The following is a 25,414-nucleotide window of genomic DNA, read 5'->3' on the forward strand; positions in this document are numbered from 1 at the left end:
CTGGTCCGCGAGGCCCTCGCCGAACCGGAGCGCCTCCCCGTCCTGGACACCCCCTACGCCCGCCGCGCGTACGCCCTCGGCAGCCTGCTGCGCAAGGTCCGCGAGGCCCTCGCCGGCGGCTGCACCGCCGAGGACGCCCTCTGGCAGCTGTGGGAGGGCTCCCGCCGCTGGCGCGAACGCCTGGAGCGCGCCGCCCTGCGCGGCGGCGCCGCCGGCCGCAACGCCGACCGGGACCTCGACGCCGTCTGCGCCCTCTTCGAGACCGCCGCCCGCGCCGAGGAGCAGGTCACCGGCCACCGCGGCGCCCTGGACCTGCTCGCCGAGCTGGAGGCCCAGGACATCGCCGCCGACACCCTCACCGTGCGGGCCGTGCGCCCCGAGGCGGTCCGGCTGATGACCGCCCACCGCGCCAAGGGCCTGGAGTGGCGGCTCGTCGTCGTCGCCGGCGTCCAGGACGGCCTCTGGCCCGACCTGCGCCGCCGCGGCTCCCTCCTGGAGGCCGACCGGATCGGCCGCGACGGCCTCGCCGAACCCCTCACCCCCGCCGCCCTGCTCGCCGAGGAACGCCGCCTCTTCTACGTCGCCGCCACCCGGGCCAAGGACCGGCTGGTCGTCACCGCCGTCAAGGCCCCCGCGGACGACGGCGACCAGCCGTCCCGCTTCCTGCGCGAGCTCTACCGCGAGGAGGTCGACCCCAGGACCGGCCGGGTGCTGCGCCGCACCCCGGCCGTCACCGTCGAGGACGTCACCCACCGCCCGCGCCGCCCGCTCGCCGTGCCCGCGCTGGTCGCCGAGCTGCGCGCGGTCACCGTCGACCCCGCCCGCTCGCCCGAGCTGCGCCGCGCCGCCGCCGAACGGCTCGCCACCCTCGCCCTCGCCACCGACGAGGAGGACCGCCCGCTCGTCCCCGCCGCCCGCCCCGAGGCCTGGTGGGGCCTGGACGACCCCACCGCCGCCCCCGCCCCGCTGCGCGACGCCGCGCTGCCGGTGCGGCTCTCCGGCAGCGGCCTGGAACAGCTGGAGAGCTGCTCGCTCCAGTGGTTCCTCGACAAGGAGGTCAAGGCCCGCGGCACCTCCTCCGCCGCGCAGGGCTTCGGGAACGTCGTGCACGCCCTCGCCGACGAGGTCGGCTCCGGCCGCACCCCCGCCGACCTCGCCGTCCTGATGGAACGCCTGGACACCGTGTGGGACGCGCTCGCCTTCGACGCGCCGTGGAAGTCCCAGCAGGAGAAGTCCGAGGCCCGCGACGCCCTGGAACGCTTCCTCACCTGGCATGTCATGGCCCGCGGCCGGGACGTGGTCGCCACCGAGCACGGCTTCGACGTCACCCTCGACGCCGGCGGCGTCCAGGTGCGGATCCGCGGCTCGATGGACCGGGTCGAGCAGGACGAGGCCGGCCGCGCCTACGTGGTCGACTTCAAGACCGGCAAGCAGACGCCCACCGACAAGTCCCTGCCCGACCACAAGCAGCTCGCCGTCTACCAGCTCGCCGTCCGCTCCGGCGCGCTCAACGGGCTGCCCGGCTTCGACCCGGCCACCGCCGCCGAGTCCGGCGGCGCCGAACTCGTCCAGCTCCGCAAGCCCGACAAGGCCGTGCCCGAGGCGCCCAAGGTGCAGCGGCAGGACCCGCCCGACGGCGAGCCGTGGATCGAGAACCTGCTCGCCGACGCCGCCGGGCGGATCCTCGCCGAACGCTTCGTCCCGCAGACCGGCGGCGGCTGCGACCGCTGCACCTTCCGGCGCAGCTGCTCCGCCCAGCGCGAGGGCGTCCAGGTGGTCGAGTAGACCCGTCCTTCCGCCCCCGCGACCGGGGCGGCGGCCGCGGGCGTGGCCCTCGCAACACGTGGCCGTCGCCACAGCGGCGCCCGGGCTGTCGGCGGCCCCCGTTACCGTTGCGTGGTGACCGCCGTGCTCAGCCATCCCGACCAGCTCAAGGAGCTGCTGGGCATCCCCTTCAACCGGGAGCAGATCGCGGCCGTCGGTGCCCCGCTGCGGCCCGCCGTCATCGTCGCCGGCGCCGGCTCCGGCAAGACCACCGTGATGGCCGCCCGGGTCGTCTGGCTGGTCGGCTCCGGAGCCGTCCGCCCCGAGCAGGTCCTCGGCCTCACCTTCACCAACAAGGCCGCCGGCGAACTCGCCGAGCGCGTCCGCGCCGCCCTGCGCCAGGCCGGGGTCGCCCAGCCCCCGGCGGACGACGGCTGGGCCGCCGGCCCCCACGGCGAGGACCTCGGCGAGCCCGAGATCTCCACCTACCACGCCTTCGCCGGCCGCCTCCTCAAGGAGCACGGCCTGCGCATCGGCATCGAGCCCGACGTCCGCCTGCTCGCCGACGCCACCCGCTTCCAGCTCGCCGCCAAGGTACTGCGCACCGCCCGGGGCCCGTTCCCCGCCCTCACCGGCACCTTCACCGGCCTGGTCGCCGACCTCATCGCCCTCGACGGTGAACTCGCCGAGCACCTGGTCACGCCCGAGCGGCTGCGCGCCCACGACGAGGACCTGCTCGACGCCCTGGCCGGCGTCCGGCTCAGCAACGAGGACCTGCGGGCGGTGCCCGCCACCGCCCGGGCCCGGCTGGAGCTGCTGCGCCTGGTCGAGGACTACCGGCGCCGCAAGAGCGCCGCCGGGCTGATGGACTTCGGCGACCAGATCGCCGCCGCCGCCCGGCTCGCCCAGCAGCGCCCGGAGGTCGGCGCCCTGCTGCGGGACCAGTACCGGGTGGTCCTGCTCGACGAGTACCAGGACACCTCCGTCGCCCAGCGCCTGATGCTGGCCGGCCTGTTCGGCGCCGGCCCGGACGGCCCCGCCCCCGGCCACCCCGTCACCGCCGTCGGCGACCCCTGCCAGGCCATCTACGGCTGGCGCGGCGCCTCCGTGGCCAACCTCGACGACTTCCCGCGCCACTTCCCCGCCGCCGACGGCACCCCCGCCGACCGGTACGCGCTCAGCGAGAACCGCCGCAGCGGCGGCCGGCTGCTCGCCCTCGCCAACGGTCTCGCCGCGCCGCTGCGCGCCATGCACGAGGGCGTCGAGGCGCTGCGCCCCGCCCCCGGCGCCGAACTCGACGGGCGGGTGCGGGCCGCGCTGCTGCCCACCCACACCGAGGAGATCGACTGGCTCGCCGACCGGATCGCCCACCTGGTGCGCACCGGCACCGCGCCCGGCCGGATCGCCGTGCTGTGCCGGGGCGGCGCGGCCTTCCCCGACGTGCACGCCGCGCTGGTCGCCCGCGAGGTGCCCGTCGAGGTGGTCGGCCTCGGCGGGCTGCTCCACCTGCCCGAGGTGGCCGACCTGGTCGCGGTGTGCGAGGTGCTCCAGGACCCGACCGCCAACGCCGCACTGGTCCGGCTGCTGATCGGCCCGCGCTGGCGGATCGGCCCGCGCGACCTCGCGCTGCTCGGCCGGCGCGCCGCCGAACTCGTCCGCACCGCGCGCCCCGAGGGCGTGGAGCCGCTCGCCGCCGCCGTCGCCGAGACCGACCCCACCGAGGTGGTCTCGCTCGCCGACGCCCTGGAGAGCTTCCTCGACGGCGAGGAGCCCGAGGACCCGGACGCCCCGGCGTTCTCCGCCGAGGCCCGGATCCGCTTCGCCCGGCTCGCCCGCGAACTGCGGGAGCTGCGCCGCTCGCTCGCCGAACCGCTGATGGACGTACTGCACCGGGTGCTCGCCGTGACCGGCCTGGAGGTCGAACTCGCCGCCTCCCCGCACGCGCTCGCCGCCCGCCGCCGGGAGACCCTGCACGCCTTCCTCGACGTCGCCGCCTCCTTCTCCGACCTCGACGGCGACCCGGGCCTCGCCGCCTTCCTCGGCTTCCTGCGCGCCGCCCAGGAGCACGACCGGGGCCTGGACGCCGGCCTGCCCGGCGGCGAGGACACCGTCAAGGTCCTCACCGCGCACAAGTCCAAGGGCCTGGAGTGGGACGTGGTCGCCGTCCCCGGCCTGGTCAAGGGCGCCTTCCCGTCCTCGACCCCGCGCGAGCGCTGGACCAGCGCCAAGCGGGTCCTGCCGCACGCCCTGCGCGGCGACGCCGCCACCCTGCCCGATCTGCGGGGCGACTGGAACGCGAAGGCCATGAAGGAGTTCAGAGCGGCCCTGGCCGAGCACTCCGCCACCGAGGAACTGCGCCTCGGCTACGTCGCCTTCACCCGCCCCCGGGCCCTGCTGCTCGCCTCCGGCCACTGGTGGGGGCCCAGCCAGAAGACCCCGCGCGGCCCCTCCGCCTTCCTGGAGCAGCTCCGCGAGCACGCCGAACTCCCCGGCAACGGCGAGATCGACGCCTGGGCCGAGCCGCCCGCGGAGGGCGCCGAGAACCCGGCGCTCGCCGCGCCCGTCGAACGCCCCTGGCCGCTGCCGCTGGACCCGGCCGCCCAGCAGGCCCGCCGCCGGGTCGCCGAGGTCGTGCACCGGCGGCTGGCCGGGCAGCCCGCCCCCGACCCGGGGCCGATGGCGCCCGAGGACCGCCGGCTGGTCGAGTCCTGGGACCGCGACCTCACCGCGCTGATCGGCGAGTTGGAGCGCTCCCGCGGCCGGGTGCGGGAGGTGCCGCTGCCGGCCTCGCTCTCCGCCACCCAGCTGCTGCGGCTGGCCGCCGACCCGGACGGCTTCGCGCACGACCTCGCCCGCCCGATGCCCCGCCCGCCGCAGCCCGCCGCCCGGCGCGGCACCCGCTTCCACGCCTGGGTGCAGTCGCGGATCGAACCGCTGATGCTGATCGGCCCGGGCGCGCTGCCCGGCGCCGACGACGACGGCATCGAGGACGAGCAGGACCTGGAGCGGCTCAAGGAGGCGTTCCTGCGCTCCCCGTACGCCGACCGGACCCCGCTGCGGGTCGAGGCGCCGTTCCAACTGGTGCTGGCGGGCCGGGTGGTGCGCGGCCGGATCGACGCGGTCTACCGTGACGGTGACGACGGGTCAGAAATCGGCGGCGCGTCACGCTACGAAGTGGTGGACTGGAAGACGCACCGCGAGGAGACCGCCGACCCGCTCCAACTCGCCGTGTACCGACTGGCGTGGGCCGAACAGGCCGGCGTTCCGCCGGAGCAGGTCACGGCCTCGTTCCTGTACGTCCGGAGCGGCCGGATCGAACAACCCGCAGGACTTCCCGACCGAAAAGAGTTGGAACGGCTCCTGATCGGGAACAGTGAAGAATGAGTCACAGAGAGCATTCAAGTCATCACGGCATCGGGCGAAACCTGTGCGTAGTGCACGTTTCGCGCCTATTGTGGGGTCGGTAACCGGTCAACCCCCGTGCTCCGGCCGCCAGCGAGGCCCGTATTCCCTAACCCTCAGTCATCACCGCAGGTGCCCTCGGGCATCCGCGTCTTCTGCTGGAGAACCGAAGTTGAGCGCGACCGGATGGATCAGAGAACGGTTCGCCGGGCCGACCCCGGGAACCGCACCCGGCGCGACCGGCACCTGGCCGAGGACGGCACTGTCGCTGCCGTTCATCGGTATGGCGCTGGTCGTCGTCCTCGACTACTTCACCGACGCCGCGGTGACCGTCGAACCGGCGCTCACCGCCGTCCCCGCGCTGGCCGCCGTGGTCAGCCGACGCACCTGGTACCCCCTCGCCATCGGCGCCTGCACCGAGGTCGCCGCCTTCGCCATGGCCGTGCACAACGACGTGCTGGGCGAGTCCGTGCACAGTGCCACCGTCTTCGCCATCGTCCTCGTCGCCGTGATCAGCTGGGTCAGCGCCACCCTGAGGCTGCGCCAGGAGCGCCTCCTCGCCGACGCCCAGCTGGTCGCCTCCATCGCCCGGCGCGTCCTGCTGCGCCCCGTCCCCGACCGGGTCGGCACCGTCCGCGCCGCCGTCCACTACGCGGCCGCCGCCGCCCACGCCCGGATCGGCGGCGACCTCTACGAAGTCGTCAACACCCGGCACGGCGTGCGCGCCGTCGTCGGCGACGTGCGCGGCAAGGGCCTCGGCGCCGTCGAGACCGCCGCCGCCGTGCTCGGCGCCTTCCGTGAGGCCGCCCACCAGGAGGCCGCCCTCGACAAGGTCGCCGGCTGGCTGGCCGACAGCCTCGACCGCGCCCTGCACGAGAACGACCACCCCGGCGTCGAGGAGGAGTTCGTCACCCTCGTCCTCATCGGCGTGGGCCCCGACGGCACCGCCGAGATCGTCAACTGCGGCCACCCCGCCCCGCTGCTGCTGCGCGGCGGCGAGGCCGTCCGTCCGCTCGAACTCGCCGAGACGGTGCCCCCGCTCGGCGTCCTCGACCCCGCCGACGTCCGGCCCCCGGTCCACCGGGTCCCGCTCCGCCCCGGCGACCGGGTCCTGCTCTTCACCGACGGCGTCATCGAGGCCCGCGACCGGGCCGGCGTCTTCTACCCGCTCGCCGAACGCTTTCCCCGGCACGCCGACGGCGGACCGGTGGAGGTGCTGCGCCGCCTGCACGAGGACGTCGTGCGCCACGTCGGACGCCAGCTCGGCGACGACGCCGCCATGCTGCTCCTCCAGTACGACCCGCCGCCGGTCACCGACCGGCCCGTCACCGCCACCACCGCCGCGGCCGCCCAGGCCCCGGCCGATCCCGGTGGGCAGCCCGCCCCGCCGGCCCCGCGCACCCCGTCCGTCCCGCACGTTCCGCAGCAGAACGCGCATCTGTCCCGGCAGTGAGATCCGCTACAGCGACACCCTGACCACCAGCGGGCGGTGGTCCGACACCACCGTGCGCGGTGCCGTCGCCGGTCCCACCGCCGTCCGCGGCACCCCGACCGCCAGCACATGGTCGAACTGCACCGCCGGCCGGTGCGAGGGGTAGGTGGGCGTGCGCGCCAGGTCGTACCAGCCCTGGAGCCGCGCCCGCGGCTCCCGCACCCGCCGCCGGCGCGGCTCCACCAGCGCCGGCCGGGCCCGCCGGGCCGCCCGCAGCTCCCGCACCCGCGCCCGGGGCGCCGACCGTTCCAGCGCGCTCGCCCCGCCCAGCACCGTGCGCGGCACCGCGCCCACCAGGTTGAAGTCCCCCAGCACCAGGTACGGCTGCGGCAGGTCGGCGATCCACCGGCGGATCGCCGCCAGCTGCGCCATGTTCCAGCCCGGGACGAACGACAGGTGCGCCGCGACCACCGTGAACGGCCCCTGGCCGCCCTCCAGTACCGCCGCCAGCGCCGCGCGCGGCTCGTCCGGAACGGGTGTCAGCCCGCGCCGTCCGGCCACCCGCAGCGGGAGTCCGAACGGCGCCGGCGCGAACCGGCGGGCCCGCCAGTGCAGCACCGGCAGCCGGGTCAGCAGCGCGGTGCCGTAGGCGGGCGGTGCCTGCGCGCCGAGTTCGGCCGGCCCGTACACCTGGATCCCGGGGGGCGCCGAGGGTTCCGGCAGCCAGCCGGCCACCGGCGCGGGGCGGCCGTGCAGGGCCGCGGCGAAGCGCCAGTCGGCGGCGCCCATCGCGGCGGCGGCGACGGCGGCCTGGTCGGTACCGCCGGAGCGGGCCTGGTGCCGGTCCACCTCCTGGAGGGCCAGCACGTCGGCGTCCAGCGCGGCCACCGCCTCCGCGAGCGGTCCCGCGGGGTCGGGCGGGAAGGGCCGCGGGGTGCCGTCGGGGGCCAGCGGTCGGCCGTGCAGCAGGTTGAAGGTGGCGATGCGCAACTGGCTCACGCGGTACGACGTTACCGGTCGCCGTCGGCCCGCCCGCGTCGGCTCCCGTCCCGGGGGTCCTGGCCGGGGTTCTCCGCGGGTGCGCCCCGCGGGGTCCCGGCTTGACCCGTCGAGCATACCGGGTATACATACTCGGTATGTCCATCCGCCACGGCCTGCTCGCCCTGCTCGACCAGGGGCCGCGCTACGGCTACCAGCTGAGAACCGAGTTCGAGGCGCGCACCGGCGCCACCTGGCCGCTGAACGTCGGCCAGGTCTACACCACCCTGGCCCGACTGGAACGCGACGGCCTGGTCGTCCCCGCCGGGGAGGACGAGGAGGGCCACCAGTTCTACGAGGCCACCGAAGCCGGCCGCGCCGAACTGCGGACCTGGTTCGACACCCCGGTGCCGCGCACCAACCCGCCCCGGGACGAGCTCGCCATCAAGCTCGCCATGGCCGTCACCGTGCCGGGCGTCGACGTGCCCGCCGTCGTCCAGGGCCAGCGCCGGCACAGCATCAAGGCGCTCCAGGACTACACCCGGCTCAAGGCCCGCGCCCTGACCGGCGAGAGTCGGCCCGGCGGGCCCGAGCAGCCCGGCGCCGACCTCGCCTGGCTGCTCGTCCTCGAACAGCTGATCTTCCAGACCGAGGCCGAGGTCCGCTGGCTCGACCACTGCGAGACCCGGCTCGCCCAGCACGCGGAGGCGGAGCAGGCCCGCGCGGCCGAGAAGCGCGCCGCCGGGGCGGGTGACGGCGCGGCCGCCGCGCCCGCCCGCTTCGGCCGCCGCCGCAGCAAGGCCTGACACCCCGCGTGCCACTGGGCCGGACCCGAACCGGCCCGACCCGAACCGGCTTTGACCCGAACCGGCCCGACCCGAACCGGCTTTGACCCGAACCACCGGCCCGACCGCCGCCATCGCGCGACGGGCCCCACCACAGCAGGGGGAACCGTGTCCCACACCGATCCGACCAGGAGCGGCGACGCCGTCCTGCACCTGGACCACGTCACCCGTGTCCACGGCCAGGGCGCCGCCGAGGTCCAGGCGCTGCGCGGCGTCGACCTCAAGGTCCGCCCCGGCGAGTTCGTCGCCGTCATGGGCCCGTCCGGCTCCGGCAAGTCCACCCTGCTGACCCTCGCCGGCGGCCTCGACAGCCCCAGCACCGGCCAGGTCCTGGTCGAGGGCGTCGCCCTCGGCGGCCTCGGCCGCAAGCGGCTCGCCGAGGTCCGCCGCCGCTCCGTCGGCTACGTCTTCCAGGACTACAACCTGATACCGGCCCTCACCGCCGCCGAGAACATCTCCCTGCCGCGCGAACTCGACGGCCTGTCCGCCCGCGCCGCCCGCCGCGAGGCCCTCACCGCCCTGGAGGAGCTCGGCATCCCCGAGCTCGCCGACCGCTTCCCCGACGACATGTCCGGCGGTCAGCAACAGCGCGTCGCCATCGCCCGCGCCCTCATCGGCGACCGCCGTCTCGTGCTCGCCGACGAGCCCACCGGCGCCCTCGACTCCACCACCGGCGAGTCCGTGCTCGCCGTGCTGCGGGCCCGCTGCGACGCCGGCGCCGCCGCCATGATGGTCACCCACGAAGCCCGGCACGCCGCCTGGGCCGACCGCGTCGTCTTCCTCCGCGACGGCCGCATGGTCGACGAGAGCGCCAGCCAGGACGCCGGCAGCCTCCTCCTCGCCGCCGCCACCAACGCGAAGGGCCCGGTGACGGAGTGAAGCTCAGTTCCTGGCGGGTCGCCCTGCGCATCGCCCGCCGTGACGCCCTGCGCGCCAAGGGCCGCAGCGCTCTCGTGATCGCCATGGTCGCCCTGCCCGTGCTCGGCGTCGCCGGCGCGGACGTGGTCTTCCGCAGCGCCGACCTCGACCCGGTCGAGAAGGCCGTCCGCACCATGGGCCAGTCCGCGGCCGAACTGCAGATCCTCGACCGCGGCGCCGTCGTCCTCCAGGCCCCGGACCCCGACGAGGACTACCACCTCACCGACGCCTCGGAGACGAAGAAGGAGAACGGGCAGCCCGCCTACACCCCCGAGCAGCGGCTCAGCCTCGACACCGAACCCGTCGAGCTCGCCCGCCGGCTCCTGCCCGGCGCCACCCTGGTGCCGTTCCGCGAGGGCCCCTACGTCGCCACCAGCACCGCCGAGGGCCTCGCCAACGTCCGGATCACCGAGGCCGACCTCGCCGACCCGGTCTGGCGCGGCCGCTACGACATCGTCAAGGGCCGCGCCCCCAGCGCCGACCACGAAGTGGCCGTCAGCCAGGAGTTCCTGAACGTCTCCGGGCTGCGGATCGGCGACCGCACCGCGCCCCGCGGCCTCGAATCCACCCCCTTCACCATCACCGGTGTCGCCGAGTACCCCGGCGACCTGCGCACCGCCGTCCTGTTCGCCCGCCCGGGCACCGTGCTCGACAAGCTGCCGAACAGCGGGGTCCGCAGCGGCGCCAGCTCGGTGAGCGAGAGCGTCAGCCACTGGCTGGTCAAGCTCCCCGCCGGGGCCGTCGTCGACTGGCCCAAGGTGATGGAGCTCAACAAGTACGGCTTCGCCACCGCCTCGCGCGCCGTGCTCCTCGACCCGCCGGCCCGCTCCGAGGTGCCGTTCTACGCCTACCAGGACAGCCAGGGCAACAGCGGCCGCACCCCCTTCTTCGACCGGACTGCCGTCGTCGTCCTCGGCACCGTGGTCGGCATGGCCCTGCTGGAGATCGTCCTGCTGGCCGGCCCCGCCTTCGCCGTCGGCGCCCGCCGCTCCCGCCGCCAGCTCGGCCTGCTCGCCGCCGGCGGCGGTGACCGCGCCCAGGTGCGGGCCGTCGTCCTCGGTGGCGGTGTCGTCCTCGGCCTCACCGGCGCCGTCGTCGGTCTGGCCGGCGGCATCGGCCTGGTCGCCCTGCTCCGCACCCGCGCCGAGGAGGCCGCCGGCCAGCGCTTCGGCCACTTCGACCTGCAGCCGCTCGACCTGCTCGGCATCCTGCTCATCGGGCTCGTCACCGGTCTGCTCGCCGCCGTCGTGCCCGCCGTCCAGGCCTCCCGGCAGGACGTCGTCGCCGCCCTCACCGGGCGCGACAACCTCAAGCCGCCCAGCCGCAAGCTCGCCCTGCTCGGCCTGCTCATGCTCGGTGGCGGCTCCGCTCTCGCCCTGCTCGGCGCCACCGGCGGCTTCGGCAGCCGCTCGCTCGCCGTCCTCGGCGGCTCCGTGATCGCGGAGCTCGGCATGGTCGCCCTCACCCCCTACCTGGTCGGCCTGTTCGGCCGGATCGGCCGCTGGCTGCCGCTCGGCCCCCGCCTCGCCCTGCGCGACTCCGTCCGCCACCGCGGCCGCACCGCCCCCGCCGTCGCCGCCGTCATGGCCGCCGTGGCCGGCAGCGTCGCCGTCGGTGTCTACGTCGCCAGCAGCGACGAGGAGCACCGCCGCGAGTACGTGGCCGCCGGTCCCGCCAACGTCGTCATCCTGTCCAGCGGCTGGGGCGCCGCCTCCGACGGCTCGATGCTGTCCCAGCAGCGCGGCGCCGTGCAGAACTCCGTCCCCGGCCTCGGCGCCCGCGCCGACGTCCAGCGGGTCAACTACCTGGGCGACTGCCGGGCCTCCGGCCAGAACTGCGGCCGTGTCTCGGTGGCCCTGCCCGAGGAGCGGAAGTGCCCGATCTGGGGCAAGGGCCGCCGCACCCTCAGCCAGGAGGAGATCGAACGGCTCGGCCGCGAGGACCAGCGCTGCAAGGACCGCGTCATCACCCGCGGCAACAGCTTCGGCGCCGTCCAGTCCGGCGACGCCGCCCTGCTGCGCAACCTCTACGGCGTCACCGACCCGGCCGTCGGGCAGGCGATCGCCCAGGGCAAGGCCGTCGTGTTCGACGAGCGCTACCTCAAGGACGGCAAGGTCGCCCTCGAACTCACCGAGCCCTACCCCGACGGCCCGATGGACGCGGACTTCGAGCCCGCCGCGCGCACCGTCACCGTCGACGCGGTGTTCGTCACCAGCCCCTTCAACCCCGGCGGGACCGCCGTGGTCAGTGCCGAGACCGTCCACCGGCTCGGCCTCTCCAGCAGCGACGCGGGCTCCGTCTGGCTGCCCGACACCGCGCCCGCCGATGGCGCCGAGCAGCGGGCCCGGGCCGCCCTCGCCAAGCTGTCCGACGGCATCGAGTTCGAGGTCGAGCGCGGCTACCAGTCCCCGGGCGACCTGATCAGCCTCGGGCTCACCGCGTTCGCCGGCCTCGTCGCCCTCGGCGCCGCCGGCATCGCGACCGGCCTCGCCGCCGCCGACTCCCAGCGGGACCTCACCACCCTCGCCGCCGTCGGCGCCGCGCCCCGGATCCGGCGCACCCTCTCCGGGTTCCAGTGCGGGGTCATCGCCGCCATGGGCGCCCTGCTCGGAGCCGCCGCGGGCATCGTGCCCGCCGTCGCCCTGCGCAAGGTCGAGGCCGCCGGGTCCGGCTACCCGGGGATGAGCCTCCAGGAGGAGGCGGCCAAGGGCATCGTGGTGTTCCCCTGGCTCAACATCGGGGTGACCGTGATCGTGCTGCCGCTGCTCGCGGTGGCGCTGGCCGCACTGCTCACCCGCTCGCGGATCTCGCTGCTGCGCCGCTCCGGTTGATCCGCTCCGGCTGATCCGCCCCGGTGGGTCGGTCCGCCGGTCCCCGCCGTCCTTCCCGTTGTTCCGTCGACCGTTCTGTCGACCCGTCGCCCCCGGCGCCGCTTCCCGCGCGCGTCCGGGGGTGACGGACGTTACAGGCCCCGGGGTGCCCGCCCGGTGGGACCGGGGCCGCTGCGGGGTGCCCGGGCGAACTAAAGTCGTCGGTATGACGAGAACCCCGGACAGCGTCGTCCGCTCCTTCATCGACCAGCACCAGGCCGCCTTCCTCGCGGACCTCGCCGACTGGCTGCGCATCCCCTCGGTGTCCGCCGACCCCGGCCGGGCCGCGGACGTGCGGCGCTCCGCCGAGTGGCTGGCCGCCAAGCTGCGCGACACCGGCTTCCCGGTGGCCGAGGTGTGGGAGACGGACGGCCTGCCGGCGGTCTTCGCCGAGTGGCCCTCCGGGGACCCGTCCGCGCCGACCGTGCTCGTCTACGGGCACCACGACGTGCAGCCCGCCGCCCGCGAGGACGGCTGGGCGACCGACCCGTTCGAACCGACCGTGGTCGGCAACCGGCTGTACGCCCGGGGCGCCGCCGACGACAAGGGCCAGGTCTTCTTCCACACCCTCGGGGTGCGGGCCCACCTGGCCGCCACCGGTCGCACCGCGCCGGCCGTCAACCTCAAGCTGCTCGTCGAGGGCGAGGAGGAGTCCGGCTCGCCGCACTTCGCCGAGCTGGTCCGCCGCGAGGCCGACCGACTGGCCGCCGATGTGGTCATCATCTCGGACACCGGTATGTGGTCCGAGACCACGCCGACCGTCTGCACCGGTATGCGCGGCCTCGCGGACGCCCAGATCGACCTGTACGGGCCGGACACCGACATCCACTCCGGCTCCTTCGGCGGCGCCGTGCCCAACCCGGCCGCCGTCGCCGCCGAGCTGGCCGCCGGTCTGCACGACGCCGACCACCGGGTCGCCGTCCCCGGCTTCTACGACGGCGTGGTCGAGCTGACCGACCGCGAGCGCGAGCTCTTCGCCGAGCTGCCCTTCGACGAGGCCGCCTGGCTGAAGGTCGCCAAGTCGTACGGCACCCGCGGCGAGGCCGGCTACTCCACCCTGGAGCGGATCTGGGCCCGCCCGACCGCCGAGGTCAACGGCATCTGGGGCGGCTACACCGGCCCCGGCGGCAAGACCATCGTGCCCGCCTCGGCCCATCTGAAGCTGTCCTTCCGGCTGGTCGCCGGGCAGGAGGTCGAGAAGGTCCGCGAGGCCGTCCGCTCCTGGGTGGCCGACCGGGTGCCCGAGGGCATCAGGTACGAGCTGGTCTTCCCGGGCGCGACCAGGCCCTGCCTGACCCCGCTCGACCACCCGGCGCTGCAGTCCACCGTCCGGGCCATGGGCCGGGCCTTCGAGCAGCGGATCCTGTTCACCCGCGAGGGCGGTTCCGGCCCCGCGGCCGACCTTCAGGACGTGCTCGGCGCGCCGGTGCTGTTCCTCGGCATCTCGGTGCCCTCGGACGGCTGGCACTCGGTGGACGAGAAGGTCGAGCTGGACCTGCTGGCCAAGGGTGTCGAGACCGCCGCCTACCTGTGGGCCGACCTCGCCGAGAACTGGCGGCCCGGCGGTGGGCAGGAGTGCAGGAGTGAATCGGCAGCGCGCCGCCGAGGCGGTGGGCGGCGCCCGCCGTCCCGCCCGCGCGGCGCACCCGACCCGTCCGGAAGACTCATCACGTGGGGATGGAACAGTTGAGCACCGTGCCTGAGACCGAACACCCGTTGCACCTGGCGCTGGCCCGGGCCGGGGTGGACCGGGCGGCCCAGCACCGGGTCGACGAGCCCTGGCTGGCGGCCGCGTGGAGCCACCCGTCCACCAAGGTGCTGCCGATCGCCGGCGGCGAGGCGTTCGTGGTGGACAGCGGGCAGGGGACCGAGCTGGTCCTGCTGCCCTCCTTCGAGGCACCGCAGAACGGTGACCGGTACTTCCTCGGCACCGACGAGGACGGCGTCTCCTACTTCGCGCTGGCGGGCGAGAGCCTGCCGGGCCGACTGGACGGCGACGCCCGTCCGGCCGGGCTGCGCGAGGTCGGCGCGCTGCTCTCCGACCGGGACGCCGGGCTGCTGGTGCACGCCGTCGCCCTGGAGCACTGGCACCGGCTGCACAGCTTCTGCTCGCGCTGCGGCCACCCGACCGAGAAGGCCGGCGCCGGGCACGTGCGGCGCTGCACCTCCTGCGCGGCCGAGCACTACCCGCGCACCGACCCGGCCGTGATCATGATGATCACCGACGAGCAGGACCGCTGCCTGCTCGGCCGCCAGGCGCTGTGGCCCGAGGGCCGCTGGTCGACGCTGGCCGGCTTCGTCGAGCCGGGGGAGTCGATCGAGCAGGCGGTCGTGCGCGAGGTGTACGAGGAGGCCGGGGTGAAGGTCGCCGAGGTCTCCTACGTGGCCAGCCAGCCGTGGCCGTTCCCGTCCAGCCTGATGCTGGGCTTCCTGGGCAAGGCGCACCCGGACGGCACCGCGATCACCGTGGACGGGGAGGAGCTGGCCGAGGCGCGCTGGTTCTCCCGGGAGGAGCTGCGGGCGGGCATGGCGGCGGGGGAGATCCTGCCGCCGTCCGGGATCTCGATCGCCCGGCACCTGGTCGAGCTCTGGTACGGCGAGCCGCTGCCGACGGCGGCCCGCTGGTAATTCCGGCGGCGGCCCCGAGGGGCCGGGGGGTCGGAGCGTTCCATGGATTGGGGGCGCGCGGAGTTGATTCGCGCGCCCCCAATTTCCATTCCGAACCTGTCTCCCCAGGATGTTCGTAATCGGAGCGGCCCTGCCCGGAAGGGCCCCGGGGCACCGGGGGGACACTGTCACCGATCCCGGGCGACTTTGCCGCAAACGCCTGAAAGCCGCTCACCCGTCTCGCTACATTCACTCGGGTGACAATCCCCCGGGGCACCGCCCAATCCCCCAAATACCAGCGCCTCGCCGCGGACCTGCGCCGCCGCATCGCCGAGGGCGAGTTCACCACCGCGGCCGCCCTCCCGGTCGAGAGCGAGCTGGAGCGCCAGTACGGCGTCGCCCGCAACACCGTCCGCCTGGCCGTCGACGTCCTCGTCAACGAGGGCCGGCTCGTCCGTCTCCAGGGCAAGGGCACCTACCTGCGCGAGCACCCCGTGCTCGACCACCGCGCCTACGGACCCGCACCCCGCCTCGAACCGCAGGGCCCCGCCCCGCTGGACTGCCTGGCCACCCCCAGCGCCGTCTACCGGGGCGAGGCCGACGACAGCGGACGCGAACTCACCGTCGACTTCGAGATGATGATCGTCCGGGCCCGCGTCGACATCGCCGAGCGCCTCGGACTGCGCCCCGGCGAGGCCATCGTCGTCCGCCGCCAGCTGCGCCTGCTCGACCGCGAGCCGTACTCGATCGAGGAGAGCCACTACCGGGCCGGCCTCGCCGCCGGCACCCCGCTGATGGAACCCGACCAGATCGACGGCGGCGACGAGGCCGTGCTGGCCGCCCTCGGCCGCACCGAGGTCGGCGCCGTCGACCACCTGGTCGCCCGGATGCCCGGCCCCGAGGAGGCCCAGTGGTTCCAGGGCGGCCCCGGGGTGCCGCTGGTGGTCCAGACCCGGGTCACCTACGACCGGCGCGGGCCGGTCCGGGTCATCGAGACCCGGTACTCGGCCGACCGCAGCCGGCTGGTCTACGGGGTCGGCGACCTCGCCGCCCGGACCACGCTGCCCGCGCCCGCGGCTCCCGTCGACCCGGCCCGGGCCGACGCGCAGTGACCCGCGGGGCGGGCGCGCGCCGGCCGGGACCGCCGGGCCTCGGACTGCCGGGTGTCAGGCCGCCGGATGCCGGACTGCTGGGCGTCAGGCCGCCAGGGCCTTCTTCACCTGCAGCAGGCTCGGGTTGGTCATCACGACCCGCTCGCCGCCGGCGGCCGGCGTCACCAGCACGGTCGGCACGGTCTGGTTGCCGCCGTTCACCGACTCGACGAAGGACGCCGACGCCGGGTCCTCCTCGATGTTGATCTCGGTGTAACCGATGCCCTCGCGCTCCAGCTGGCTCTTGAGCCGGTTGCAGTAGCCGCACCAGGTCGTGCTGTACATCGTCACGCTGCCGGACATCGAGGGGACTCCTTCGGATAGCGAATCGGGTGGAGAGGGGCGTGCGGACGCTAACGCGCGCGCGTACCGGTACCGCGTGCGTTTCACGGCTCCGGGGGGACAACGTCCACTGCCCGGCGGTCATTCCACGGCGGTCATTCCACGGCGTCGGTGCACGGCGTCGGTCCACGTCGGTCCCGGCATTCCGGCGGGGCAGGCCGACCCGGCATAACGGCGCGCGCCCGGAGGTACACGCCCCGGGTATGCCACCACCCGCCGTCCGCGCCGCGATCATCCGGCGATCGCACCGGGCTTGTGGACAACCCTGCCCGGGATGTCCGCCCGGGCTGAGAGGATGGAACGCATGCAGGAAGACCTCTTGAGCGGCAGCCCGTTCGACGGACACCAGGACGCACACCGGACCGGCCACCCCGCCGCCGGCGGCCCCGACGCCGTCCTCGCCGGACTCGACCCCGAGCAGCGGGCCGTCGCCACCGCCCTGCACGGTCCGGTCTGCGTCCTCGCCGGTGCCGGCACCGGCAAGACCCGGGCCATCACCCACCGCATCGCCTACGGCGTGCGCAGCGGCGTCTACCAGCCCCAGCAGGTCCTCGCCGTCACCTTCACCGCCCGCGCCGCCGGCGAGATGCGCGGCCGCCTGCGCCAGCTCGGTGCCGACGGCGTCCAGGCCCGCACCTTCCACGCCGCCGCGCTGCGCCAGCTCCACTACTTCTGGCCCCGCGCCATCGGCGGCCCCGTCCCGCAGCTGCTCGAACGCAAGGTCCAGCTGGTCGCCGAGGCCGCGGGCCGCTGCGGCCTGCGCGTCCAGCGCACCGAGCTGCGCGACCTCACCGCCGAGATCGAATGGGCCAAGGTCACCCAGACCGGCCCCGACGACTACCCCGCGGCCGTCGCCAAGTCCGGCCGCGAGGCCCCCCGCGACCCCGCCGAGACCGCCCAGGTCTACCGCGTCTACGAGGAGACCAAGAGCCGCCGCGGGAACATCGACTTCGAGGACGTCCTGCTGCTCACCGCCGCCATCCTGGAGGACCGTCCCGACATCGCCGACCAGGTCCGCGCCCAGTACCGGCACTTCACCGTCGACGAGTACCAGGACGTCTCCCCGCTCCAGCAGCGCCTCCTCGACCAGTGGACCGGTCCCGGCGGCGGCGCCAGCCTCTGCGTCGTCGGCGACGCCAGCCAGACCATCTACTCCTTCACCGGCGCCACCCCCGACTACCTGCTCGGCTTCCGCACCCGCCACCCCGAGGCCACCGTCGTCAAGCTGGTCCGCGACTACCGCTCCACCCCCCAGGTCGTCCACCTCGCCAACGGGCTGCTCGCCCAGGCCAGGGGCGAGGCCGCCCGCCACCGCCTCGAACTCGTCTCCCAGCGCGAGGCCGGCCCCGAACCCCTCTACACCGAGTACGAGGACGAGCCCACCGAGGCCGAGACCACCGCCCGGCGGATCAAGGACCTCATCGCCGCCGGTGTGCGGGCCAGCGAGATCGCCGTCCTCTTCCGCACCAACGGCCAGTCCGAGGTCTACGAGCAGGCCCTCTCCGACCTCGGCGTCCCCTACCAGCTCAAGGGCGCCGAGCGGTTCTTCGAGCGCCCCGAGGTCCGGGACGCCGGCGTGCTGCTCCGCGGCGCGGCCCGGGCCGGCTCCGACCCCGTCACCGACGGCGCCCCCGACCTCGCGGGACAGGTCCGCGCCGTCCTCGCCGCCCGCGGCTTCACCCCCGAGCCCCCCGCCGGCTCCGGCGCCGTCCGGGACCGCTGGGAATCCCTCGCCGCGCTGGTCCGGCTCGCCGAGGAGTTCGAGCGCGGCCGCACCGCCGAGGGGCTGACCACCGACCTCGCCGCCTACGTCGCCGAACTCGACGCCCGCGCCGCCGCCCAGCACGCCCCCGCCGTCGAGGGCGTCACCCTGGCCTCCCTGCACGCCGCCAAGGGCCTCGAGTGGGACGCCGTCTTCCTCGTCGGCCTCACCGAGGGCACCCTGCCGATCATCTACGCCAAGACGGACGAGCAGGTCGAGGAGGAGCGCCGCCTCCTCTATGTCGGCGTCACCCGCGCCCGCAAGCACCTCACCCTGTCCTGGGCGCTCTCCCGCTCCCCGGGCGGCCGGGCCTCCCGCAAGCCCACCCGCTTCCTGGACGGGCTGCGCCCCGGCTCCAGCGCCCCCGGCAGCCGCCCCGCCGGGCGCGGCGGACGCGGCGGGGTCGAGGGCGGCGAGCGCTCCGCCGGGCGCCGGGTCCGCGGCCCGGTCACCTGCCGGGTCTGCGAGCGCGTCCTCACCGAGGCCGTCGAGCGCAAGCTCCGCCGCTGCGAGACCTGCCCCTCCACCATGGACGAGGCGCTCTACGAGCGGCTGCGCGAATGGCGTGCCGCCCAGGCCAGGGAGCAGGGCGCGCCCGCCTATGTCGTCTTCACCGACGCCACCCTGATGGCCATCGCCGAGGACGTCCCCGCCAACCGCCAGGAGCTGGCCGTGATCTCCGGGGTCGGGGCCATGAAGCTGGACAAATACGGGGCGGCCGTGCTCTCGTTGTGTGCGGGGGAGGAGCCCGAGGGGGATCCGGCGGACGTCATGGACGGTCAGTCGGACGAACCGGCCTGAGCCGGTCCGGGGCGATCACAGCCGGCGCCGGGGAGCGCCGAGGAGACCGTCGGGAAACTCGCCGGAAAAATAGTTTGCGCGCCGTACCGGGAGCGCAATAGCCTGCCGGAGCGGTCAAGGGGACGCGAACGCACGGGGTGAAACCTGTCGCTGTGCCCCCCTGCCCCACCAGCTTCACCGAGACAGACATCCGAACAGTTCGGAGCCCGGGAAACCAGGCTCCGCGAGACGCCGAGAGGAGGCGAAGACAGTGGACATCATGATCACCAAAATGACTGGCCAGACCGTCGACGCTGCCTCCGTGCGTGCCGCCGCCAGCCTGCGGATCACCGCTGAGCTGTGCGGAACCGGTCTGGGTCTCGACACCACCGGTGTCTCCGTTGTCCCCGCCTTCGCCGCCTCCGTTGTCAGTGGTCTTGGACACACTGGCTTCGGCAGCAATGGCGATGAGGGCGGCAGCTTCGGGGCCACCCGTGTCGAGATTGGTCTGTCCGGCGACTGGGCGTCGGTCGACGAGTCCCGCTCCCCGCGTGACGAGCGACCGACCCAGGCACCGAAGACGGCCGTAGTCGCCATGCATGGCGACTATGCGCAGGTCAGCGGTGCCGGAAACGCCCAGAAGCAGAACCAGCAGCAGATCGACCGGGCCATGGTCGTCCTCGCGGACGCCACGGCCATCCGGATGCGGGCCTTCCGCGGGCCTGAACCCTGGAGAGAACGAACCTGAGCAACCTCAGGTCGGCGCCTCCAGGGCCGCGGAACCCCGTCACACCGGGATCCGCGGCCCTTCTGTTTTGTCCGGTACGCAAGACCACCCAGGCCCTCCGGGGCCTCCGGCCCAGCCCCACCAGTCAGCTGAGCCGGACCCACTGAGAAGACGAGGAAGACGCACACAGTGTCCACGGTCATCACACCGCCCACCCCGTCCGTACCGCCGACAACCCAGATCAAGGCCGACCAGGCCGACCCCCCGGAGGTTCTCCCCATGCAGTTCACCTCGATCGACCAGGCCGAGCAGCTCGGTCTCCCCATCCCGTGCCGCGCCTTCGACCCCGAGGTCTTCTTCGCCGAGACGCCCGCCGACGTCGAGTACGCGAAGTCCCTCTGCGGCACCTGCCCGGTCAAGGACGCCTGTCTCACCGGTGCGGTCGAGCGCCGCGAGCCGTGGGGCGTCTGGGGTGGCGAGCTCTTCGTCCAGGGTGTCGTCGTGGCCCGCAAGCGGCCGCGTGGCCGCCCGCGCAAGACCGAGGTCGCGGCGTGAACCCCGCGTCCGGGGCCGAGGCCGTCCGCCGGGGAGAGCAGCCCCTGCCGGACAACTCCCTCCGCCGCTCCGTACGCCTCGCGGCCGCCAAGGCCGACGCCGCCCGCATCCGCCCCTTCCCGACGACGCACCCCGAGCAGGACCACCACATGACCGCCGCCGCCATCGATCCGACCGTCCGCGCTGAGCAGACCACCGAACTTCAGATCCAGAACAGGACCCTCGAAATGCAACTCCTCCACGAATCCCTGGCCCGGGCCCATATGCAAGAGCGCCTCCAGGAGGCCGAGCACCAACGGCTCGTCGGCCGGGTCGCCCGGGCGCACCGGCTCAAGCAGAAGGCCGAGCGCGCCTCGCTGCGGGCCCGCAAGGCCATCGCCGTCGCCCTGATGTGACATCGCCCCGAGGTCGTACCACCGAGAGGTGGCGACGACCCGAGGCGATATCGCCATGCCCGGGCAAGGCCGGCAGGTGACCGGGACGCCGGTACCCGCCCGGCCCCGCCGGACCCCCGTCGCGCCGCAGGCCGCCCCCCGACTTCGGGAGGCGGCCTGCGGCCGTTGCTGCGGTTGCCGCCGTGGCGGGCGGCGGGGTGACGGGCGGCGGGGCGGTCAGTCCCCGGTCGACGGGCCCCGGCGCCGCGCGGGCGCCGACCGCTGCGCCGCAGGGGCCTTCTGGGTTGCGGCCTTCGGAGCTGCGGCCTTCTGCGAGGTGCCCTTCTGGGGCGTGCCCTTCGGAGCCGCCGGCCTTGCCGTCGGACGGCTGCTCGCCGAGCCCGGCCCCGCGAACTCCGGCAGCCACTCCAGCATCTCGACCCGGAACGGCGCCTTCGCGCCCAACTGGCACAGCACCCCGATGGTGCTCAGCGTCACCCGGTGGATCAGCAGGTACGACGGCGGCAGGTTCAACTGCTTGCCCAGGTTGTACGCGGGGGAGCGCGGATCAGCGATCCGCGCCGCCTGGGCCCGCATCCACGCCCGAGTGAAGTGGAACGACTCCACCGCCGCCGGCTCGATGATCGGCACCAGATAGTCCAGCACCGCGTCCGGGTCCAGCTCGATCGAGGGCTTCACGAAGCCCTCCTCGCGCAGCATCGCCAGCACACCCGCGGCGTCCCCGGCCAGGGCCATCCGCAGGGACGCCCCGATCGGCGCCGGCAACCCGCCCGGCAACCGGTCCACCGTCCCGAAGTCCAGCACCCCCAGCCGCCAGCCCTCCACCGGGCCGTCGTCCTTCAGCAGCCGGAAGTTGCCCGGATGCGGATCCGCGTGCAGCAGGCCCGTCCGCGACGGACCGGCGAACAGGAACCGCGCCAGCAACTTCCCCGCCCGGTCCCGCTCCTCCTGCGACCCCGAGGCGATCACCTCGGCCAGGGGCGTGCCGTCCATCCACTCCGACACCAGGACCTGGTCCGCCTGGGCCACCACCCCGGGCACCGCGATCTCCGGATCGTCCGCGAACTCCTCGGCGTGACGGCGCTGGGCCTGGGCCTCCAGCTCGTAGTCGAGCTCCTCGGCGACCCGCTCCCGCAGCTCCGTGATCAAGGGCTTGATGTCCAGACCCGGAATCAGCGGACCCAGCAGCCATGCCACCCGGCTCAGCTGCGACAGGTCCGCCAGCAGCGCGTCACCGGCTCCCGGGTACTGGACCTTGACCGCGACGGTGCGGCCGTCGTGCCACACCGCCCGGTGCACCTGGCCGATCGACGCGGCCGCCGACGGCCGGTCCTCGAACTCCAGGAACAGGCTCCGCCAGTCCGCGCCCAGCCGCTCCGCCAGCGCCGCGTGCACCTTCGCGGCCGGCATCGGCGGCGCGGCGTCCTGCAGCTTGGTCAACGCCGCCCGGTACGGTCCGGCCACCTCCTCGGGCAGCGCGGCCTCGAAGACGGACAGTACCTGTCCGAACTTCATCGCCCCGCCCTTGAGCTCGCCCAGGACCTTGAACAGCTGATCGGCGGTCGCCTGTTGCAGCTCGGCGGTCACCACCTCGGCCGACCGGCCGCCGATCCGCTTCCCCAGCCCCAGGGTGGCCCGGCCGGCTATCCCCAGCGGCAGGGCGGCGAGTCTTGCCGTGCGGGTCATTGCCTTGCGCGGAAGATCGCTCACCCGGGCCTCCAAGTCGACATGCCCCAGGCCCCCGCGGCGGGGGCCGACCGTCATACGCCATTGTGCCCGCTCGACGGTGCGGCCCCGGCCGGAATCGGCCGCCCCGCCGGGGTGGTGCCGATCGGCGTCGGGCCCGGACGACCGGGCCCGACGGCCGGCCCGGGTCAGGCGCCGACGGCCTGGGCGAAGGAGAACAGCCGGTGGGGGTCGTACCGGCGCTTCACCGCGACCAGCCGGGGATAGTTCTCCCCGTAGTAGGCGCGCCGCCAGTCCGGCAGTCCGGGATCGACGAAGTTCTGGTACGTCTCGCCGGAGGAGTGCGGGTCGAGCACCGCGAAACCGGCGTCCGCCCAGCTTCGGGCCGCCGCGACCGCCGTCTCGTCCACCGGTCCGGAGGCGATCACCGCGCCGAGGCTCGCGTTGAACAGCGCGTTCCGGTGGACGTACGCGGTGGCCGTGCGCGCCGGATCGTTGGCGGCGCCGCCGAGCGCGCTCAACTGCACCATCCGCTGCTGCCCGGCCAGTCGGTCCCGGTCCAGCAGGCCGACCGCGGCGTCCCAGACCGCGCGCGGCGGCGGGGCGTCGAACAGCCGGCCCCGGTCCACGGCGGCGGTCGGCCGGGGCAGTACGGCCGTCGGCCCGGTACCCGTCCGGTGACACTGGTCCTGGGTGTAGGAGCCGCAGCCGTAGAAGCCCATCATGACGGACAGGTACGGGGCGGTGTACCCGCTCCGGGAGGCCGGCACCGCGCCCACCAGGTCGACCAACCGGCCTATCTGGGCATTGAGTTCGGCCTCGGTGCCGACCGAACCGATCAGCACCGAGACGAACGGGGTGGCGCCGGGCGCGGCGTCCCGCAGGCCGACCACCGCCCCGCCGCCGAGGGTCCGCGGGGCGTCGGGCAGCCAGTGCGCCCAGGCGTCCAGCACATCCACCGCGCGGTCGAAGGACCAGGTGAGGCTGGCCATGGTCAGGGTCGTCACCGGCACCGGGGTCACCGTGTAGGAGGTGACGACACCGAAGTTGCCGCCACCGCCGCCGCGCAGCGCCCAGTACAGGTCGTCGTGCTCCTCGGGCGAGGCGGTGACGGTCCGGCCGCTCGCCAGCACCACCCGGGCCGAGGTCACCTTGTCGCTGGAGATGCCGACATGGCGGGTCAGCAGGCCGATGCCGCCGCCCTGGAGGAAGCCGCCGAGGGACACGGTGGGGCAGAAGCCGCCGGAGACGGCCAGGCCGTGCGGAGCGACGGCATTGGTCACGTCGACGAGCTGGGTGCCGCCGCCGAAGGTGGCGGACCCGGGTGTCACCGCGGCGCTGTTCAGCCGGGAGACGTCGACCACCAGACCGGTGCCGGTGGACCAGCCGCCGCCGCTGTGGCCGCCGGCGCGGACGGCGATCGGCAGGTCCTGGTCCTGGGCGTAGCGGAGGCAGAGCGAGACGTCGGCCTCGTCGACGCAGTAGGCGACGGCGGCCGGTTCGACCGAGTCGAAGCGGGCCTGGCCGATCTGCTTGGCGACGCCGTAGGCCGGGTCGCCGGGGAGGACGAGCGTGCCGTGCAGACGGTCGGAGAGCCGGGACCATCGTCGTCGTCGGGCCTCGGTCGCGGTGGCGACGGCGGGCAGGGCCGGGACGGCGGCCAGCGGGACGGCCAGGGCCCCGGCGCCGATGAGCGATCTGCGAGTGATCATGTCGATACCTCTCGGTGAGGTCGTGCACGAGCGTTGCGATCGTTGCGCGGGCCACCCTCGGCATCGGCCGGGCGGCCGACGCCACAGTAGTAGCTCCAGGGCCCGGCGGTGCCCCCTTTTCCCATGTGACTGACGAACGATCAAGACTGCTCCCCTCCAGTCGGGTTGGCGCTCCGGTCTCAGTGCGGTGCGGTCGGCTGCCAGAGGCATCCGCACTCCGGGTGGCCCTTGAGGCGTAGCCGGCGGGACGTCCCGTCGACGGCGGAGAGTTCGCACCAGCCGTCCAGGCTGGGCGGGCGGCCGCCGTCCAGGAACACCTGGACGTGCAGAGCGGCCAGCCCGGCGACCGAGGTGGCGAGGGCGATGTCGCAGGCCGGTGTCGGGGCCTGTCCCGGGCCGCCCTCGGCGAGTTGGGCGAGGATCCTCGGCCAGGCGGCGTCCTGGTCCTCCCGGGTCAGGACCAGGCAGTGGCCGCAGGCCGACACCCCCGGCGCGACCAGGGGCCCGACCACTCCGAACTCCTCGACCACGCCGACGTACAGGTGCGGGACGCCGGCCCGCAGCAGCTCCCGGGCCAGGGGTGTGCCGCCGGCGAAGGCCGCGCTGCCGTCGCGGGGTGCGAGCACCACCAGATCGGGCGGCCCCGGTCTCGGACGCCGGTTGCGCCGGGCCTGGCTCCGGGCCGCGGCCCGGTCGACGGCCTCGCGGGCGGCGGTGGCACGGATCCGCCCGACGTCGGTCGGCGGGAGCCCGGCGGGGGAGCAGTCGCCCGGCGCGACCCGGCCGGAGTCGACCACGGTGACCGTGCCGATGCCGCCCGCCGCGAGGACGGCGCCCACGGCCGCCCCGATCCGGCCGGCGCCGCGGACCTCGACGGCGTGCTCGGGCCGCCGGGCCAGGACGGCGGGCGCGGCACCGGGGCCCGGGTGGATCAGCGACAGCGAGGCGAGGTCCGGGCCGAGCAGCTCGCGGTGCGGCTGCGGGAAGAGGGCGAGGGCGCCGGCCGCGGCCTCGGCGTCGTCGAGCACCCCGGCCTCCTCCAGGAGGTCGAGCAGGGAGTCGGCCGGGTCGCGCCCGAAGCCGATCCGCTCGCCCTCGGCCAGGAGGGCGGGCCGGTCGCGAGTCCCGTCGACGAGGTCGAGGAACTCGCGCAGCACCTTGTCGGAGGCGTGGGCGAGCACTCCCGCGTGCTGGGGGACGGTGCCGAACTGCAGGGTGTCCGAGTCCCGCCAGCTGCGGGAGAGGGCGGGCTTGAGGGCGAGGCGCACGGTGGTCTTCCTCCCGATCGTTTCCGGACGGCCGACGGCAGCATGCCCGATCGGGGAGGGTGGGTGCGTCGGGTTGTCCACAGGTGCGGGGCGATGACCGGATGATCCGTTCGCATGCCCTGTGGATAACTTGTCGTGCGGTCCGATGTCGGATTCCGGACACCTTCCGTCGGCCTTTCGTTCCCGATCGCTCCACGAAAGATTTCGGCCACGGCAGCGG

The 25,414-nt window shown here is 74.8% G+C and carries 18 protein-coding genes; 13 read left to right on the forward strand and 5 right to left on the reverse strand.

Translation table 11 applies throughout. The features are described 5' to 3' along the window. The 3 genes from VR45_RS08590 to VR45_RS08600 form a co-directional block, all read left to right on the forward strand. Window positions 1-1,785, forward strand: a 1,785-nt coding sequence (locus VR45_RS08590) for a UrvD/REP family ATP-dependent DNA helicase (RefSeq protein ID WP_045939073.1), incomplete at its 5' end; no start/stop codon positions are given. A 114-nt stretch (window positions 1,786-1,899) separates the two neighbouring features. Continuing rightward, window positions 1,900-5,148, forward strand: a complete 3,249-nt coding sequence (locus VR45_RS08595; RefSeq protein ID WP_045939074.1) for an ATP-dependent DNA helicase — start codon at window positions 1,900-1,902, stop codon at window positions 5,146-5,148. Window positions 5,149-5,338: 190 nt separating this feature from the next. Beyond that, entirely contained in the window at window positions 5,339-6,619 is a 1,281-nt protein-coding gene (locus tag VR45_RS08600) for a PP2C family protein-serine/threonine phosphatase (protein WP_159394152.1), read from the forward strand. Between the two features lie 6 nt (window positions 6,620-6,625). Here the strand turns inward: VR45_RS08600 and VR45_RS08605 are convergent, their stop codons facing one another. Then, complete coding sequence (locus VR45_RS08605) at window positions 6,626-7,597, reverse strand: endonuclease/exonuclease/phosphatase family protein (RefSeq protein ID WP_063772441.1); 972 nt, start codon at window positions 7,595-7,597, stop codon at window positions 6,626-6,628. A gap of 137 nt (window positions 7,598-7,734) precedes the next feature. Between VR45_RS08605 and VR45_RS08610 the strand changes: the two genes are divergently transcribed. The 6 genes from VR45_RS08610 (at window position 7,735) to VR45_RS08635 (ending at window position 15,928) form a co-directional block, all read left to right on the forward strand. Continuing rightward, the gene (locus VR45_RS08610; RefSeq protein ID WP_045939075.1) at window positions 7,735-8,382 is read left to right on the forward strand and encodes a PadR family transcriptional regulator; all 648 of its coding nucleotides are present in this window, start codon (window positions 7,735-7,737) and stop codon (window positions 8,380-8,382) included. Window positions 8,383-8,529: 147 nt separating this feature from the next. Beyond that, complete coding sequence (locus VR45_RS08615) at window positions 8,530-9,300, forward strand: ABC transporter ATP-binding protein (protein ID WP_045939076.1); 771 nt, start codon at window positions 8,530-8,532, stop codon at window positions 9,298-9,300. Next, window positions 9,297-12,170 (forward strand): FtsX-like permease family protein, encoded by a 2,874-nt coding sequence (locus VR45_RS08620; protein ID WP_045939077.1) that lies wholly within the window; start codon window positions 9,297-9,299, stop codon window positions 12,168-12,170. The genes VR45_RS08615 and VR45_RS08620 overlap by 4 nt, the downstream gene beginning before the upstream one ends. Window positions 12,171-12,375: 205 nt before the next feature. Beyond that, a complete protein-coding gene (locus tag VR45_RS08625; protein WP_078896327.1) occupies window positions 12,376-13,899 on the forward strand; it encodes a dipeptidase in 1,524 nt (507 codons plus the stop codon). Continuing rightward, entirely contained in the window at window positions 13,887-14,837 is a 951-nt protein-coding gene (gene nudC, locus VR45_RS08630; protein ID WP_045939090.1) for an NAD(+) diphosphatase, read from the forward strand. The genes VR45_RS08625 and nudC overlap by 13 nt, the downstream gene beginning before the upstream one ends. A 236-nt stretch (window positions 14,838-15,073) precedes the next feature. Next, on the forward strand, window positions 15,074-15,928 hold the full coding sequence (locus VR45_RS08635) for a GntR family transcriptional regulator (protein ID WP_043469099.1): 855 nt from the start codon (window positions 15,074-15,076) through the stop codon (window positions 15,926-15,928). A gap of 84 nt (window positions 15,929-16,012) precedes the next feature. Here VR45_RS08635 and VR45_RS08640 read toward each other — a convergent pair whose 3' ends face one another. Next, the gene (locus tag VR45_RS08640) at window positions 16,013-16,270 is read right to left on the reverse strand and encodes a mycoredoxin (RefSeq protein ID WP_045939078.1); all 258 of its coding nucleotides are present in this window, start codon (window positions 16,268-16,270) and stop codon (window positions 16,013-16,015) included. Window positions 16,271-16,613: 343 nt separating this feature from the next. Here VR45_RS08640 and VR45_RS08645 point away from each other — a divergent pair, with 343 nt between their 5' ends. The 4 genes from VR45_RS08645 to VR45_RS50490 all read left to right on the forward strand — a co-directional run bounded on the left by VR45_RS08645 (window position 16,614) and on the right by VR45_RS50490 (window position 20,528). Further along, the gene (locus tag VR45_RS08645) at window positions 16,614-18,872 is read left to right on the forward strand and encodes an ATP-dependent DNA helicase UvrD2 (RefSeq protein WP_199925915.1); all 2,259 of its coding nucleotides are present in this window, start codon (window positions 16,614-16,616) and stop codon (window positions 18,870-18,872) included. A 250-nt stretch (window positions 18,873-19,122) separates the two neighbouring features. Further along, a complete protein-coding gene (locus VR45_RS08650) occupies window positions 19,123-19,599 on the forward strand; it encodes a hypothetical protein (RefSeq protein WP_045939079.1) in 477 nt (158 codons plus the stop codon). Window positions 19,600-19,818: 219 nt separating this feature from the next. Next, the gene (locus VR45_RS08655; RefSeq protein ID WP_051741389.1) at window positions 19,819-20,133 is read left to right on the forward strand and encodes a WhiB family transcriptional regulator; all 315 of its coding nucleotides are present in this window, start codon (window positions 19,819-19,821) and stop codon (window positions 20,131-20,133) included. Continuing rightward, window positions 20,130-20,528, forward strand: coding sequence for a hypothetical protein (locus VR45_RS50490; RefSeq protein ID WP_353612671.1), 399 nt, complete (start codon window positions 20,130-20,132; stop codon window positions 20,526-20,528). The genes VR45_RS08655 and VR45_RS50490 overlap by 4 nt, the downstream gene beginning before the upstream one ends. Before the next feature lie 216 nt (window positions 20,529-20,744). On the opposite strand, the gene VR45_RS08665 is transcribed toward VR45_RS50490, so the two are convergent. From VR45_RS08665 to VR45_RS08675, 3 genes are all read right to left on the reverse strand, one after another. Beyond that, window positions 20,745-22,238 (reverse strand): AarF/ABC1/UbiB kinase family protein, encoded by a 1,494-nt coding sequence (locus VR45_RS08665; RefSeq protein ID WP_045939094.1) that lies wholly within the window; start codon window positions 22,236-22,238, stop codon window positions 20,745-20,747. Window positions 22,239-22,402: 164 nt separating this feature from the next. Next, window positions 22,403-23,926, reverse strand: coding sequence for an FAD-binding protein (locus VR45_RS08670; protein WP_045939080.1), 1,524 nt, complete (start codon window positions 23,924-23,926; stop codon window positions 22,403-22,405). 179 nt (window positions 23,927-24,105) lie between these two features. Continuing rightward, window positions 24,106-25,194 (reverse strand): ThiF family adenylyltransferase, encoded by a 1,089-nt coding sequence (locus VR45_RS08675; RefSeq protein ID WP_045939081.1) that lies wholly within the window; start codon window positions 25,192-25,194, stop codon window positions 24,106-24,108. Between the last annotated feature and the right edge of the window lie 220 nt (window positions 25,195-25,414).

Origin of the sequence: Streptomyces sp. NRRL S-495, assembly GCF_000966955.1 — a bacterium.
GTDB lineage: Bacteria > Actinomycetota > Actinomycetes > Streptomycetales > Streptomycetaceae > Kitasatospora > Kitasatospora purpeofusca.